13 protein-coding genes and 3 pseudogenes are annotated in these 15702 nt (G+C 69.5%); 14 read left to right on the forward strand and 2 right to left on the reverse strand.

All coding sequences use genetic code 11. The features are described from left to right. Positions 1-12 precede the first annotated feature (12 nt). The 14 genes and pseudogenes from folK (at position 13) to NF20_RS01020 (ending at position 13977) form a co-directional block, all read left to right on the forward strand. The gene (gene folK, locus NF20_RS00955) at positions 13-561 is read left to right on the forward strand and encodes a 2-amino-4-hydroxy-6-hydroxymethyldihydropteridine diphosphokinase (protein WP_019733358.1); all 549 of its coding nucleotides are present in this window, start codon (positions 13-15) and stop codon (positions 559-561) included. Continuing rightward, a complete protein-coding gene (locus NF20_RS00960; RefSeq protein ID WP_003875609.1) occupies positions 561-1037 on the forward strand; it encodes a DUF3180 domain-containing protein in 477 nt (158 codons plus the stop codon). Before folK ends, NF20_RS00960 begins: the two co-directional genes overlap by 1 nt. Before the next feature lie 87 nt (positions 1038-1124). Continuing rightward, positions 1125-2509 (forward strand): annotated as a pseudogene (locus NF20_RS00965) (DUF6779 domain-containing protein). A 115-nt stretch (positions 2510-2624) separates the two neighbouring features. Then, positions 2625-3536, forward strand: coding sequence for a Rossmann-like and DUF2520 domain-containing protein (locus NF20_RS00970; RefSeq protein WP_033713050.1), 912 nt, complete (start codon positions 2625-2627; stop codon positions 3534-3536). Continuing rightward, a complete protein-coding gene (gene panC, locus NF20_RS00975) occupies positions 3533-4459 on the forward strand; it encodes a pantoate--beta-alanine ligase (protein WP_003875612.1) in 927 nt (308 codons plus the stop codon). Before NF20_RS00970 ends, panC begins: the two co-directional genes overlap by 4 nt. Then, positions 4459-4890, forward strand: a complete 432-nt coding sequence (gene panD / locus NF20_RS00980) for an aspartate 1-decarboxylase (RefSeq protein WP_003875613.1) — start codon at positions 4459-4461, stop codon at positions 4888-4890. The genes panC and panD overlap by 1 nt, the downstream gene beginning before the upstream one ends. A 2-nt stretch (positions 4891-4892) precedes the next feature. Next, entirely contained in the window at positions 4893-5708 is an 816-nt protein-coding gene (locus tag NF20_RS00985; RefSeq protein WP_003875614.1) for a type III pantothenate kinase, read from the forward strand. A gap of 46 nt (positions 5709-5754) precedes the next feature. Beyond that, the gene (gene lysS, locus NF20_RS00990; protein WP_023900339.1) at positions 5755-7254 is read left to right on the forward strand and encodes a lysine--tRNA ligase; all 1500 of its coding nucleotides are present in this window, start codon (positions 5755-5757) and stop codon (positions 7252-7254) included. A 143-nt stretch (positions 7255-7397) separates the two neighbouring features. Then, positions 7398-7736 (forward strand): histone-like nucleoid-structuring protein Lsr2, encoded by a 339-nt coding sequence (gene lsr2, locus NF20_RS00995; protein WP_003875617.1) that lies wholly within the window; start codon positions 7398-7400, stop codon positions 7734-7736. Positions 7737-8073: 337 nt separating this feature from the next. Then, on the forward strand, positions 8074-10605 hold the full coding sequence (gene clpC1 / locus NF20_RS01000; protein ID WP_019684762.1) for an ATP-dependent protease ATP-binding subunit ClpC: 2532 nt from the start codon (positions 8074-8076) through the stop codon (positions 10603-10605). Positions 10606-10794: 189 nt separating this feature from the next. Next, positions 10795-11010, forward strand: a complete 216-nt coding sequence (locus NF20_RS01005; protein ID WP_003875620.1) for a CbtB domain-containing protein — start codon at positions 10795-10797, stop codon at positions 11008-11010. Between the two features lie 15 nt (positions 11011-11025). After that, a pseudogene (locus tag NF20_RS01010) lies at positions 11026-11800 on the forward strand (CbtA family protein). Beyond that, positions 11797-12344, forward strand: a pseudogene (locus NF20_RS01015) (histidine phosphatase family protein). The pseudogenes NF20_RS01010 and NF20_RS01015 overlap by 4 nt, the downstream one beginning before the upstream one ends. A gap of 193 nt (positions 12345-12537) precedes the next feature. After that, positions 12538-13977 carry a carotenoid oxygenase family protein gene (locus tag NF20_RS01020; RefSeq protein WP_023900333.1) on the forward strand — a complete coding sequence of 480 codons (1440 nt, stop codon included), beginning with the start codon at positions 12538-12540 and terminating at the stop codon, positions 13975-13977. Between the two features lie 12 nt (positions 13978-13989). Here the strand turns inward: NF20_RS01020 and NF20_RS01025 are convergent, their stop codons facing one another. Both NF20_RS01025 and mhuD read right to left on the reverse strand, forming a co-directional pair. After that, positions 13990-15357 (reverse strand): serine hydrolase, encoded by a 1368-nt coding sequence (locus NF20_RS01025; RefSeq protein WP_033713053.1) that lies wholly within the window; start codon positions 15355-15357, stop codon positions 13990-13992. Beyond that, entirely contained in the window at positions 15332-15652 is a 321-nt protein-coding gene (gene mhuD, locus NF20_RS01030; protein ID WP_003875625.1) for a mycobilin-forming heme oxygenase MhuD, read from the reverse strand. Before mhuD ends, NF20_RS01025 begins: the two co-directional genes overlap by 26 nt. Positions 15653-15702 lie beyond the last annotated feature (50 nt).

Here is a 15702-nt window from a genome sequence, read left to right on the forward strand (position 1 = left end):
GGAGCGGCGCCGATGACACGCGTTGTCTTATCTATCGGCTCCAATCTGGGGGACCGGCTGGCGCGGCTGCAGTCCGTCGTCGACGGGCTCGGCGGCGCGGTGCGCGCCATCTCGCCGGTGTACGAAACCCAACCCTGGGGCCGGGTGGATCAGGCGCCGTTTCTCAACGCGGTGCTGATCGCCGACGACCCGGCCTGCGACGGCCAGGGCTGGCTGCGCCGGGCGCAGGAATTCGAGCGGGCGGCGGGCCGGGTGCGCGGCGAACGCTGGGGCCCGCGCACCCTCGACGTCGACCTGATCGCCTGCTACGGCGACGGCGAGGTGATCTCCCGGGAGAACAACCTGACCCTGCCTCATCCGCTGGCGCATCTGCGGGCCTTCGTCCTGATCCCCTGGCTGGCCGTCGACCCGGACGCGCGGCTGACGGTGGCCGACGGGCCGCAACCGGTCGCCCGCCTGCTGGCCCAGCTGGACCAGGCCGACCGGGACGGTGTCCGGCCGACCGGCCTGACGCTGACACCGCCCGCGGGCTCGCCGGCCGATCCGGGGGCGGGCAGCTGATGGGCCCCACCCGCAAACGTGACCTGACGGCCGCGGTGGTCGGCGCTGCCGTCGTGGGTTATCTGCTGGTCCAGGGCCTGTATCGGTGGTTTCCGCCGATCACGGTGTGGACCGGGCTGTCGCTGCTGGCCGTCGCCGTCATCGAGGCGCTGTGGGCGCGCTACGTGCGCACCAAGATCAACGACGGCGAGATCGGCTCCGGTCCCGGCTGGCTGCATCCGCTGGCGGTGGCACGCAGCCTGATGGTGGCCAAGGCGTCGGCGTGGGTGGGCGCGCTGGTGCTGGGCTGGTGGATCGGGGTGCTGGTGTACTTTCTGCCGCGCCGCTCCTGGCTGCGGGCGGCCGCCGAGGACACCTCGGGGGCGGTGGTGGCGGCCGTCAGCGCGCTGGCTCTGCTCGTCGCCGCGCTGTGGCTGCAACATTGCTGCAAATCCCCGCCGGACTCCGGCGAGCACGGCGAGGGCGCGGAAACCTAACCGACCCGGCCACGGGGCGGGCAACCCGCAAAGAATCGCCGGAGTCGGCCGACACGCTGATTGACCTCGCGCAGGTACAGTTTGGCCATGACCGTTCTGTCCCGCGGCGCCCGGGTCCGGCGCGGCGGCCGCAGGCCGGGTTGGGTGCTCTTGACCGCGTTGCTGGTCCTCGCGATGGGGGCCAGTTCCGCATTGGTTTTCACCAATCGGGTGGAACTCCTCAAGCTCGCTGTAATCCTGGCGCTGTGGGCCGCAGTCGCCGGCGCTTTCGTCTCCGTGCTGTATCGCCGCCAAAGCGACGCCGACCAGTCCCGCGTCCGCGACCTCAAACTGGTCTACGACCTGCAGCTGGACCGCGAGATCTCGGCCCGGCGCGAATACGAGCTCACGGTAGAGTCCCAGCTGCGCCGCGAGCTCGCCTCCGAGCTGCGCGCCCAGGCCGCCGACGACCTGGCCGAGCTGCGCGCCGAGCTGAGCGCCCTGCGGACCAGCCTGGAAATCCTGTTCGACACCGACCTGGGGCAGCGCCCGGCGCTCGGGGCGTTCGAGGGCGAGCCGCAACCCGAGCGGGCGTACAGCGAGTGGGAGCGCAACGGCGAGAACCCCCGCGACACGCCGGTGGATTGGGTGCCCAGCGATCGGGTGACCTCGGCACCCCAGGAGCATCCGCCCGGACGGCACGACGAGACGGCCATCATCGACGTGCCCGAGGAGCCGCTGATGCCGCCCCGCCCGCAGCAGCCAGCGCCGCCGCGGCGCGAGCGTCCCCGCTACCAGGAGCCCCCGGGGCCGACGGAGCCGCGGTTCGAGCCCCGGTATCAACCCCCGCCGGCCGCCGCCGCGACGCCACCTCCGCCGGAAACGCCGCCGGAACCCCCGCGCGAGCCCCAGCCGGAACCGCAACCCGAACCCCAGCCCCAGCCGCAGGGCCGCGACTGGCAGCCCATGGGCGCCGAGGGGCAGTGGTTGCCGCCCGGATCACCGGGCAGCAACTGGGCCGGCGCCGACGCGGAGTCGACGGGTGGACGCCGGCGTGCCCGGCATTCGGGCGCCGACGAGGCCTGGGACGGCATGCCCGTCGAGCCCGTGCCCCCGCCGCCGTACGCCGAGTCCGGTCGCCGGGCCCGCTCGCGCCATTCCGCGGAGTACCGCGACTACGGGGTGCGCAACTTCGCGCCCGGCAGCGAGCCGCCGGCCGGACCGGCCCCGCGCCGCCTCCGCCGCCGCGGCCACACCGCCTCCGCCGGCCGCTCCGGCGCCGTTCGGACCGGCCGCCGGTGCACCCCACCACCGCGGCTGGCGCCGCCGCCGGCCGCCGAGCACACGCCGCGGCACGGCGGGAGCCGGAACCGGCCGACCCGCGGCGGGTGCGGGACGCCTCCGGCACCGGGGGCCAGTCGGTGGCCGACCTGCTGGCCCGGCTGCAGGTGCAGCCGTCCGAGGGCGGCCGGCGCCGGCGCCGCGAGAGCTGAGCTGGGAGCTTCCTCACATTGGGGGATGCGACCTGATCGACTAGGATTCGAGTGACCGAACGGTACCCACCTGCGTGGGACCGGAACGAACCAGAAATCTGTGAGGTCGTCTGCGATGGTGCAGTTCGACGGTCTGCGCCCGGCCCGGCTCAAGGTGGGCATCATCTCGGCCGGCCGGGTGGGCACCGCGCTCGGTGTCGCGCTGGAGCGCGCGGACCACGTCGTGGTGGCGTGCAGCGCCATCTCCCATGCGTCCCGGCAGCGGGCGCAGCGCCGGCTGCCCGACACCCCGGTGGCCACGCCGCCGGAGGTGGCGGCCGGTGCCGAGCTGTTGCTGCTGGCGGTTCCCGACAGCGAACTCGCCGGCCTGGTCTCGGGTTTGGCGGCGACGGAGGCGGTGCGGGCCGGGACCATCGTGGCCCACACCTCGGGCGCCAACGGGGTGGGCATCCTCGCGCCGCTGACCCGGCAGGGCTGCATCCCGCTGGCGATCCACCCGGCGATGACGTTCACCGGCTCCGACGAGGACATCAGCCGGCTGCCGGACACCTGCTTCGGCATCACGGCGGCCGACGAGGTCGGCTACGCGATCGCCCAGTCGCTGGTGCTGGAGATGGGCGGGGAGCCGTTCAGCGTCGCCGAGGACGCCCGCGTGCTCTACCACGCCGCGCTGGCGCACGCGAGCAACCACCTCGTGACGGTGCTGTCCGACGCGCTCGAGGCGTTGCGGGCCGCGCTGCGCGGCAGCGAACTGCTCGGCCAGCAGACCGTCGACGAGCAGCCCGGCGGCTTGGCCGAACGCATCGTCGGGCCGCTGGCCCGGGCCGCGCTGGAGAACACCCTGCAGCGCGGGCAGGCCGCGCTCACCGGCCCGGTCGCGCGCGGCGACGCGGCCGCGGTGGCCGGGCATCTGGCCGCGCTGCACCGGGTGGCACCCGAGCTGGCACAGGCCTATCGGGTCAACGCCCTGCGCACCGCCCAGCGGGCACACGCTCCCCAGGAGGTCGTCGAGGTGCTGGCACCGTGAAACCCGCCTTCACCGCGGGCGAACTCAACACCTACACCAGCCCGGGCGACGTCACCGCCGTCAGCCGCGCGCTGCGCCACACCGGCCGCCGGGTGATGCTGGTGCCCACCATGGGTGCGCTGCACGACGGCCACCTCGCGCTGGTGCGGGCGGCCAAGCGGGTGCCCGGTTCGGTGGTGGTGGTGTCGATCTTCGTCAACCCGCTGCAATTCGGCGCCGGCGAAGACCTGGACGCCTACCCCCGCACCCTGGACGACGACCTGGCGCTACTGCGCTCCGAGGGCGTCGAAATCGCCTTCACCCCAACGGCCGCGGCGATGTACCCGAATGGTTTGCGCACCACCGTGCAGCCCGGCCCGCTGGCCGCCGAGCTGGAGGGCGGGCCCCGGCCGACGCATTTCGCCGGCGTGCTGACCGTCGTGTGCAAGCTGCTGCAGATCGTGCGCCCCGACCGAATCTTCTTCGGCGAGAAGGACTACCAGCAGCTGGTGATGATCCGTCAGATGGTCGCCGACCTCAACATCGACGTGCAGGTGGTCGGGGTGCCTACCGTGCGGGAGGCCGACGGCCTGGCGATGTCGTCGCGCAACCGCTACCTGGACGCCACGCAACGCGAACTGGCCGTGACGCTTTCGGCGGCCCTGACCGCCGGCGCGCACGCCGCCCACCTGGGCGGTGCGGCCGCGCTGCGGGCCGCGCGGGCGGTGCTGGACGCCGTGCCCGAGCTCACCGTCGATTATCTCGAGCTGCGCGACGCCGGGCTGGGCCCGGCACCCGCCCACGGCTCGGCGCGGCTGCTGGTCGCCGCCCGGCTGGGCAACACCCGACTGCTGGACAACATCGAAATGCAGATCGAAACACCCGCCGGCACCGCTGGGCCGGACGGCGACCGCCAATACGCCCAATCACCTTGGAGGAATTGATGTTACGGACGATGCTCAAGTCGAAGATCCATCGGGCCACCGTCACGCAGGCCGACCTGCACTACGTGGGCTCGGTGACCATCGACGCCGACCTGATGGACGCCGCCGACCTGCTCGAGGGCGAACAGGTGACCATCGTCGACATCGACAACGGCGCCCGGCTGGTCACCTACGCGATCACCGGTGAGCGTGGCAGCGGGGTGATCGGGATCAACGGTGCCGCAGCGCATCTGGTCCACCCGGGCGATCTGGTCATCCTGATCGCCTACGGGACCATGGAGGAGGCCGAGGCGCGGGCGTATCAGCCGCGGATCGTCTTCGTCGACGCCGACAACAAGCCGGTCGACCTCGGCCACGATCCGGCATTCGTGCCGGACTTCGAGATAGCAGGGGCGGCCGAGCTGCTCGATCCCCGGATCGTTGCGCGGTAGCCGTGCTGCTGGCCATCGACGTCCGTAACACCCACACCGTCGTCGGGCTGATATCCGGTTCCAAAGAGCACGCAAAAGTGGTGCAGCAGTGGCGGATTCGCACCGAGTCGGAGATCACCGCCGACGAGCTGGCGCTGACCATCGACGGTTTGATCGGCGACGACTCGGAGCGGCTCACCGGCGCCGCCGCGCTGTCGACCGTGCCGTCGGTGTTGCACGAGGTGCGCCTCATGCTCGACCAGTACTGGCCGTCGGTGCCGCACGTGCTGATCGAGCCCGGGGTGCGCACCGGCATCCCGCTGCTGGTGGACAACCCCAAGGAAGTGGGCGCCGACCGGATCGTCAACTGCCTGGCCGCTTTTCACCGTTTCCAAAGCCCCGCCATCGTCATCGACTTCGGATCCTCGATCTGCGTGGACGTCGTGTCGGCCAAGGGCGAATTCCTGGGCGGCGCGATCGCGCCCGGACTGCAGGTCTCCTCCGATGCCGCCGCGGCCCGCTCCGCCGCGCTGCGCCGGGTCGAGCTGGCCCGCCCCCGCTCGGTGATCGGCAAGAACACCGTCGAATGCATGCAGGCGGGCGCGGTGTTCGGCTTCGCCGGGCTGGTCGACGGCCTGGTCGGGCGCATCCGCGAGGACGTGCCGGGATTCGGCGGCGACGACGTCGCGATTGTGGCCACCGGGCACACCGCGCCGCTGCTGCTGCCCGAACTGGACACCGTCAGCCACTACGACCAGCACCTGACCCTGCACGGCCTGCGGCTGGTTTTCGAACGCAACCGGGATGCGCAGCGCGGGCGGCTGAAAACGGCCCGGTGACGGCGTCGGCGCGGCCTGGCGGCCGCGTCATTTAAGCTGGCACGTCGTGAGTCCCGCCCCAGACGCCGACATTCCCGAGCAGTACCGGATCCGCCGGGACAAGCGCGCGCGGCTGCTCGCCGAGGGGCACGACCCGTACCCGGTCGCCGTCGAACGCACCCACACGCTGGCGCAGGTGCGCGCCGCCCACCCCGACCTGCCCGTCGACACCGCGACCGACGACGTGGTCGGCGTCGCCGGCCGGGTGATCTTCGCGCGCAACTCCGGCAAGCTGTGCTTCGCCACGCTGCAGGAGGGCGACGGCACCACCCTGCAGGTGATGGTCAGCCTGGACAAGGTGGGCCGCGAAGCCCTGGACGCGTGGAAGGCCGACGTCGACCTGGGCGACATCGTCTCCGTGCACGGCACCGTGATCAGCTCCCGGCGCGGCGAACTGTCCGTGCTCGCCGACTCGTGGCGGATGGCGTCCAAGTCGTTGCGTCCGCTGCCCGTCGCGCACAAGGAGATGAGCGAAGAGGCGCGGGTGCGGCAGCGCTACGTCGACCTGATCGTGCGCCCGCAGGCGCGCACGGTCGCCCGGCAGCGGATCGCGGTGATCCGGGCGATCCGCAACGCCTTGGAACGGCGCGGGTTTCTCGAAGTCGAAACCCCAATGTTGCAGACGCTGGCCGGGGGCGCGGCTGCGCGGCCGTTCGTCACCCATTCCAACGCGCTCGACATCGATCTCTACCTGCGGATCGCCCCGGAACTGTTCCTCAAGCGCTGCGTCGTCGGCGGTTTCGATAAGGTTTTCGAACTAAATCGCGTGTTCCGAAACGAAGGTGCGGATTCCACCCATTCTCCGGAATTCTCCATGCTGGAGACCTACCAGGCCTACGGAACGTATGACGATTCGGCGGTGGTGACGCGCGAGCTTATTCAAGAGGTGGCCGACGAGGCCATCGGAACCCGACAACTACCGCTGCCCGACGGCAGCGTCTACGACATAGACGGAGAATGGGCTTCTATAGAAATGTACCCGTCGCTGTCGGCGGCGCTCGGTGAGGAGATCACCCCGCAGACCACGGTGGAAAAGCTGCTCGGCGTCGCCGAGCGGCTGGGCGTCGAGATCCCCCGCGACCGCGGCTACGGGCACGGCAAGATCGTCGAGGAGCTGTGGGAGCACACCGTGGGCGACACGCTCACCGCGCCCACGTTCGTGCGGGATTTCCCGGTCGAGACAACGCCTTTGACGCGTCAGCACCGCAGCATCGACGGCGTCACCGAGAAATGGGACCTGTACGTGCGTGGGGTCGAGCTGGCCACCGGCTACTCGGAGTTGACCGACCCCGTGGTGCAGCGCGAGCGGTTCGCCGCCCAGGCGCGGGCGGCGGCCGCTGGCGACGACGAGGCCATGGTGCTCGACGAAGACTTTCTCGCCGCGCTCGAGTATGGGATGCCGCCCTGCACCGGAACGGGAATGGGTATCGACCGGTTGTTGATGACATTGACCGGGCTGTCAATTCGGGAGACAGTTTTGTTCCCCATCGTTCGGCCGCATTCGTAGTTGAAAGTGCAACGCCGCAGAAAGTCCAACCCTGCGGCGTCCGTACAGATTGAGTATGCTGCGCTGTTATGGCAGATTGGTGGCCGGGGAGGTCGATCCAATCTGCTCAGCAACTGCTCAGGACGAAATGCGAGGGTAAGCCGATGGCAAAAAAAGTGACCGTCACCTTGGTCGATGATTTCGACGGTGCCGGCGCAGCCGACGAAACAGTGGAATTCGGGCTTGACGGGGTGACCTACGAGATTGACCTTTCGTCCAAGAATGCCGCGAAACTTCGTAATGATCTGAAGCAATGGGTGGAAGCCGGCCGTCGCGTCGGCGGCCGCCGGCGCGGGCGCTCGGGCTCGGGACGCGGCCGCGGCGCCATCGACCGCGAGCAGAGCGCGGCGATCCGCGAATGGGCCCGTCGCAACGGGCACAACGTGTCGACCCGCGGCCGCATCCCGGCCGACGTCATCGACGCCTTCCACGCCGCAACCTGACCGTCGGAGCAGCCGGCGCCCGGGCGTGCAGTCCGGGCGCCGGTTTGTCGTTTCGCTGGCCGCGAAATGGTCGGCGGGTGGCGCCGGAAACGAATTGGCGCGCCGCGGCGTTTCCTCAGTTACGCGCACAACGCCGCAGGCAGCCGCGGCCGTGATTGCATCGCAACGACGGCGCACGTCCGACTACGAGCAAGGCGGCGCAAGGTTAGGCCCGCCGGCAAGCCGACCATTACAGTGGATGGCAGGTACGCGATTCCGGCCACAAGGGACCGGCAGGGTTGCCAGAAGGGCCGCTAACAGGTTTGTACCGATGGTGAGGGAGAGCAGGTAACCACCGATGTTTGAACGATTTACCGACCGTGCCCGCAGGGTCGTCGTCTTGGCGCAAGAAGAGGCCCGGATGCTCAACCACAACTACATCGGCACCGAGCACATCCTGCTGGGTTTGATCCACGAGGGCGAGGGCGTGGCGGCCAAGTCGCTGGAGTCGCTGGGCATCTCGCTGGAGGGCGTCCGCAGCCAGGTCGAGGAGATCATCGGCCAGGGCCAGCAGGCGCCGTCCGGACACATCCCGTTCACCCCGCGCGCCAAGAAGGTGCTTGAGCTGAGCCTGCGCGAGGCGCTGCAGCTCGGCCACAACTACATCGGCACCGAGCACATCCTGCTGGGCCTGATCCGTGAGGGTGAGGGCGTGGCCGCCCAGGTGCTGGTCAAGCTGGGCGCCGAGCTGACCCGGGTGCGCCAGCAGGTGATCCAGCTGCTCTCCGGCTACCAGGGCAAGGAGGCCGCCGAGGCCGGCACCGGTGGGCGCGGCGGCGAGTCCGGCAGCCCGTCCACGTCGTTGGTGCTCGACCAGTTCGGCCGCAACCTGACCGCCGCCGCGATGGAGGGCAAGCTGGACCCGGTCATCGGCCGCGAGAAGGAAATCGAGCGGGTGATGCAGGTGCTGAGCCGGCGCACCAAGAACAACCCGGTGCTGATCGGCGAGCCCGGCGTCGGCAAGACGGCCGTCGTCGAGGGCCTGGCGCAGGCCATCGTGCACGGCCAGGTGCCCGAGACGCTGAAGGACAAGCAGCTCTACACCCTGGACCTGGGTTCGCTGGTGGCGGGCTCGCGCTACCGCGGTGACTTCGAGGAGCGCCTGAAGAAGGTGCTCAAGGAGATCAACACCCGCGGCGACATCATCCTGTTCATCGACGAGCTGCACACGCTGGTCGGTGCGGGTGCCGCCGAGGGCGCGATCGACGCGGCCAGCATCCTCAAGCCGAAGCTGGCTCGCGGCGAGCTGCAGACCATCGGCGCCACCACGCTCGACGAGTACCGCAAGTACATCGAGAAGGACGCCGCGCTGGAGCGTCGGTTCCAGCCGGTGCAGGTGGGTGAGCCGACGGTGGAGCACACCATCGAGATCCTCAAGGGGCTGCGCGACCGCTACGAGGCGCACCACCGGGTGTCCATCACCGACTCGGCGATGGTCGCGGCCGCGACGCTGGCGGACCGCTACATCAACGACCGCTACCTGCCGGACAAGGCGATCGACCTGATCGACGAGGCGGGGGCGCGGATGCGGATCCGTCGGATGACCGCGCCGCCGGACCTGCGCGAGTTCGACGAGAAAATCGCCGAGGCGCGCCGGGAGAAGGAATCGGCGATAGACGCCCAGGACTTCGAGAAGGCGGCCAGCCTGCGCGACCGGGAGAAGCAGCTCGTCGCGCAGCGCGCCGAGCGCGAAAAGCAGTGGCGCTCCGGCGACCTCGACGTGGTCGCCGAGGTGGACGACGAGCAGATCGCCGAGGTGCTGGGCAACTGGACCGGCATCCCGGTGTTCAAGCTGACCGAGGCCGAGACCACGCGCCTGCTGCGCATGGAGGACGAGCTGCACAAGCGGATCATCGGCCAGGAGGACGCCGTCAAGGCGGTCTCCAAGGCGATCCGCCGCACCCGCGCCGGGTTGAAGGACCCCAAGCGGCCGTCGGGCTCGTTCATCTTCGCCGGCCCGTCCGGTGTCGGTAAGACCGAGCTGTCCAAGGCGCTGGCCAACTTCCTGTTCGGCGACGACGACGCGCTCATCCAGATCGACATGGGCGAGTTCCACGACCGGTTCACCGCCTCGCGGCTGTTCGGCGCCCCGCCGGGATACGTCGGCTACGAGGAGGGCGGCCAGCTCACCGAGAAGGTGCGGCGCAAGCCATTCTCGGTGGTGCTGTTCGACGAGATCGAGAAGGCTCACCAGGAGATCTACAACAGCCTGTTGCAGGTCCTCGAGGACGGCCGGCTCACCGACGGCCAGGGCCGCACGGTCGACTTCAAGAACACCGTGCTGATCTTCACCTCGAACCTCGGCACGTCCGACATCTCCAAGCCGGTCGGCCTGGGCTTCACCCAGGGTGGCGGTGAGAACAACTACGAGCGGATGAAGCAGAAGGTCAATGACGAGCTGAAGAAGCACTTCCGCCCGGAGTTCCTCAACCGCATCGACGACATCATCGTCTTCCACCAGCTGACTCGCGACGAGATCATCCGGATGGTCGACCTGATGATCACCCGGGTCGCCGGCCAGCTCAAGAGCAAGGACATGGACCTGGTGCTCACCGACAAGGCCAAGGCCCTGCTGGCCAAGCGCGGCTTCGACCCGGTGCTGGGTGCCCGCCCGCTGCGGCGCACCATCCAGCGCGAGATCGAGGACCAGCTCTCCGAGAAGATCCTCTTCGAGGAGGTCGGGCCCGGTCAGATCGTCACGGTCGACGTCGACAACTGGGACGGCGAAAGCGCCGGCGAGGACGCGGTGTTCACCTTCACCGGTACCCGCAAGCCGCCGGCCGAGCCGGACCTGGCCAAGGCCGGGGCGCACAGCGCCGACCCGCAGTAGCGCATCAACGGAAACGGGCGGTGGTCTTCCGGGACTGCCGCCCGTTTTCGCTGTGCTCTACACTGACGGCTGTCATCGACGTGCCACGGAATTTGGTGAAACTCCAAAACGGTCGCGCCACTGTCCACAGTCAGACCCGAGGCCCGTCATCCCCCACGGGGACGCGTTAATCCCCGGAAGGAGTCGATTGTGTCCCACCCGCAGCCGACGCGCAGCCGCACCAGGTCGGTCGATCTGTCGGCCGCCGGAACCGCGCTCTTCCTGGCCGCCACCGTCTTTTTCGCGTTGCTGGCGCTCTACCTCGTCGGCGTCGACCAGGGGGCGGTGTCGCTGTTCGGCAGCGACTCGCACGTGCACGAATTCATGCACGACGCCCGGCACCTGCTCGGCTTCCCCTGCCACTAACGGGGGAGCGGCGGCGTGGAAAAACGCCTGATCGGGGCCGGCCTGCTGGCGGGCGCCGTCGGGGCGGTGCTGGCGTTCGTGTTCGCCCGGCTGTGCGCCGAACCCGTCATCGCCCGCGCCATCGCCTTTGAGGACGGCCGCGCCGACGCGGAGAACGCGCACGGCGTGCACGAGCATGGCGCCGAGTTGTTCAGCCGTGGGGTGCAATCGGGACCCGGCCTGGGGTTCGGGGTGCTGATCTTTGGCCTGGCCATGGGCGCGTTGTTCGCGGTGCTGTTCAGCGTGGTCTATCCGCGCACGGAAAGCATTTCCCCGCAAGCGCTTTCGCTGCTGTTGGCGGCCGGTGCGTTCGGTGCGGTGTACCTGGTGCCGTTCGTGAAGTATCCGCCGAACCCGCCGGCGGTCGGTCAGGCCGACACCATCGGCGCGCGCACCGGCTGGTATCTGGCGCTGGTCGCGGCGTCGGCGGCGCTGACGATCGGCGCGGTGTGGCTGGCGCGCCGGCTGGAGGCCCGGCTCGGCCCGTGGAACGCGCGGCTGCTTTCGGCCGCGGCGTATCTGGTGGCGATCGTCGCGGTGGCGGTGCTGGCGCCGTCGGTGGACGAGACGCCGGCGCCGCTGCGCGATGCCGCCGGCGCCATCGTCTATCCGGGGTTCCCCGCCGACGTGCTCTACGAATTCCGGCTGGTGTCGCTGGCCGCGCAGCTGGTGCTGTGGCGGGCATCGGCCTGGTTTTCGCGGCGGTCAGCGGGCGGCTGCTCGGGCGCGGGCGCCACGCGTGCCGGCGTGACCGGGGTCGTGCGGCTGACGCTCGTTTCGCATGGCATGACGGATGCCATGGCGGACGGCGTTTTCCCGCCGACGAGCCGCTGAACGAGCTGGGCCGCCGTCAGGTGCAAGCTATCGCCGACCAATTCGATAGCGCCGCAAGCTATTTCGTCGCACCCGAGCTGCGCACCCGCCAGACCGCCGGGCTGCTCGGCTGCGACGGGGCGCCTGAACCGCTGCTGGCCGACCTGGATTGCGGGCGGTGGCGCGGGCGGGCGCTGCAGACCGTGGACGAAGCCGACCTGGCGGCGTGGCTGAGCGATCCGGCCGGGGCGCCGCACGGTGGCGAGTCGATCGCCGACCTGATCGAGCGGGCGTCGCGTTGGTTGAATGCGTTGACCGCCAACCCCTTACACACCGCGGCGGTGACGCATCCGGCGGTGATCCGGGCGGCGATCGCGGCGGCGCTGGACGCCGACCCGGCGTCGTTTTGGCGCGTCGATGTCGCACCGGCAGCCTACGTCGTCATGCATCACCGGGGCGGTCGGTGGACGCTGCGGTTGTGAATCGTTACGCCGCCCGCGCTGCGGGACCATGCGGCTTCTCGCAACGGCGATAGCGCCGGCGCTATCCGAGTGAGACACCACGACCCGACCCATCGGGACGGCGTAGGCCAAACTTGACACATGTCAAGTTTGGCGGCAGGATGGTCGTCCACGAGCGCAACCAACAGCGTGTCGCTCAGGTAGGAGGTCTGTTATGGCCAACCGCTACCTGCAGGGTCCATTCGCCCCGATGCACCACGAGTACACGCTGACCGGTTTGGAGGTCGTCGGGACGATCCCGGATTACCTGGATGGGCGGTATCTGCGCAACGGCGCCAACCCAATCGGAGACGTCGATCCTGAGCGTTATCACTGGTTCCTGGGCGACGGCATGGTGCACGGCATCCGAATCCGTGACGGCAAGGCCGAGTGGTACCGCAACCGTTGGGTGCGCAGCCCAGCCACCTCGAAAGCCCTCGGCCAGCCCGCACCGCCGGGTCACTTCGGCTTTTTTCCAATCGGCGCCAATACCAACGTAATCGGGCATGCCGGCAAGACACTCGCATTGATCGAAGGCGGCATCGCCAACTATGAACTCACCGAGGAATTGGACACCGTCGGCGTGTGCGACTTCGCCGGAACGCTCACCGGCGGGTACGCAGCGCACCCCCATCGTGACCCCGAGACGGGTGAGCTGCATGCGGTTTCGTACAACCCCTATCGCGGCAACAGGGTGCAGTATTCGGTGATCGACGTCGAGGGTCGAGCGCGACGGACCGTCAACGTCACCGTTGGCGGCAGCCCGATGATGCATGACTTTTCCCTGACTGAACGCTATGTCGTGTTCTACGACCTGCCGGTCACCTTCGATGCGGCGGTGGGCGCGGCCATGACGGCGCCGCGCGGGCTTCGGCCGATCGCCCGACTGATGCTGTCGGCGCTGATCGGCCGGGTCGCCATTCCCGATCCCATCGCCGCGCGGTTGCCGGCGGCGACCACGGACCGGCGAATGCCCTACTCGTGGAACCCGAACTACCCGGCCCGTGTCGGCGTGATGCCACGCGACGGTGAAGATGCCGATGTGCGCTGGTTCGACGTCGAACCGTGCTACGTATTCCATCCGATGAATGCCTACGAAGAGGATGGCACCATCGTGCTCGACGTAGTGCGAAACCCCAAGATGTTCGACCGGGACCGCACCGGTCCCAATGAGGGGCCACCCACGTTGGACCGTTGGGTGATCGATCTGGCGGCCGGGAAGGTGCGCGAATCCCGCATTGATGATCGGGGCCAGGAGTTTCCGCGCATCGACGAGCGCCTGGTTGGAAAGCGGCATCGTTACGGCTACACGCCGACGGTGCTGGAGGGCATCGAAGGCGGGGACTGCTTGCTCAAGCACGATCTTATTGGCGGGAGCACCCAGTCGCGCTGCCTGGGCCCGCAAAAAGCATTGGGCGAGTTCGTGTTTCACCCTTCATCGCCGGCCGCCGCGGAAGACGAGGGCGTGCTGATGGGCTATGTGTACGACCGGGCCACCAATCGCAGCGAGTTGGCGATCCTCGATGCTCAAACCCTTGAGGACGTTGCCAGCATCAAGCTGCCGCATCGAGTTCCCGCCGGTTTCCATGGCAACTGGGTGCCCAGCAGCAACTAGCGGCCGCCGCGACTAGCGCGGCGCTATCAGCGCGAAGGCCTGTTTGGCCACCTGCAGCATCCAGCCCGTCGCGGTCGGGCCGTGATCGCGCGGCCAGTTCAGCTGGAAGCTGACCACCCACGGCTGGTGTGTCTTGTCGACCGCGTACCAGCTGAACGTCAAATCCCCCGGCAGCCCACCGGCTTTCGCGCCGATGTAGGGCCACACCGCCGGGTCCAGCTGGATGCCCGACACCGCGGACAGGATGTCGCGCACCGGTGCGGCCTTGCCCACCGCGTCGGCCTGCAGCGCCGCGTGCACCCGGCAGATGTCCTGCGCGTTGCCGTACCACTCCGCGCCGTAGGAGGACGCCGGCGAGTGGGCGCGCATCGGATCCGGGTCGTACGGCGTCGAATTCGCCTGCGCCAGCAGCCGGGCGCGAACCTGCGGGGATCCGTGCTCCCACTGGCTGCGCAGATCGGGTCGGCCCCAGCCGACCGAGAACAGCTCGTACATGGTGGGGAACGGAGTCATGCTGGACGGGTCGTGATGGCCGGCCGTGGCCAGCGCCTCCTCGATGGCGTGCGTGCCCAGCTTGTCGATCAGCAGGTCGGTCGCCATGTTGTCACTGGTGGCGATCATCTTCTCGGCGGCGGTGCGCACCGAGACCTGCGCCCCGGCGGGCAGCGCCAGACCCGACGAACCCACGGCCCGGCTCTTGTCGGTGACGGTCAGCTGGTCGTCCCAGGACACCGTTCCGGCGGTGACGGCGCCGGCCAGGGCGTGCAGCACGTAGAGCTTGAAAATCGATGCCAGCGGCAGGGATTCGCCGGTGTTGGTGCCCGCCACCGGTTCGCAGCGGCCCTGCGGGTCGACCTTGGCGGCCTGATACGAGTAGCGCGCGCCGGTCTTGCTCAACACCGCATCGACGTCATGCCACGAGTTGACCGTGGGCGCCCGGGTATCCAGGTCGAAGCGGTCCACCCAGCCGCCGTCGTCGGTGTGGATTCGGATGTCTTGGCGGGCACCGTAGGACGACGTCAGGTGCAGGGTGGCCACGCTGGCCCCGATGTCGACACCGTTGAGGGTGAACGGGCGGTCCCACCACAGCGCCTCCAGCGTGGTCTGCACCGACTCCACCTTGTCGGCGGCGGCCAGGGTGCGAACGCCTACCGGGCCGATGGGCCAGTCCGAATTCAGCATGTCCAACGTCTGCTGGGCCCGGATGCCGGGCGGCGTCCGGGTGTCGATCTGGCGTCCCGGATTGGCCGCGTTCGCCTGCGGGGAGGGGGAGGAGGCGCACCCGGGCGCCAAGGTCGCCACCAGTGCGGCGGCAGCGCTCAGCGCCAGTGCGCGGCGCCAGGCGAACAGCCCGCTAGCCAGCCTGCTTGTTTGCGGCAACGTCCAGCACAACCTCGAATTCCAGCAGAGACGCCCCGGTCGCCACCGGGTTGGCCCGATGGCCGGCGTGCGCTTCGATGGCGGGACCCTTCGCCCACGCCTGGAACGCCTCGTCGGACTCCCAGTGTGTCACCACGAAGTAGCGGTCCTCGCCCTGGACCGGACGCAGCAACTGGAAGCCGAGGAAGCCGGGCTGATTCTCCACCGCATGGGCGCGGTGGGCGAACCGCTTCTCCAGTTCCGGGCCCGCGTCGGCGGGCACTTCGATTGCGTTGATCTTCACCACTGGCGGCATGCCGCTAGGCTACCCCGGCCCCCGCCCGGGACAACCGGCGCGGTGCACGC

This window comes from Mycobacterium sp. MAC_080597_8934 (assembly GCF_000523975.1).
Lineage (GTDB): Bacteria > Actinomycetota > Actinomycetes > Mycobacteriales > Mycobacteriaceae > Mycobacterium > Mycobacterium avium.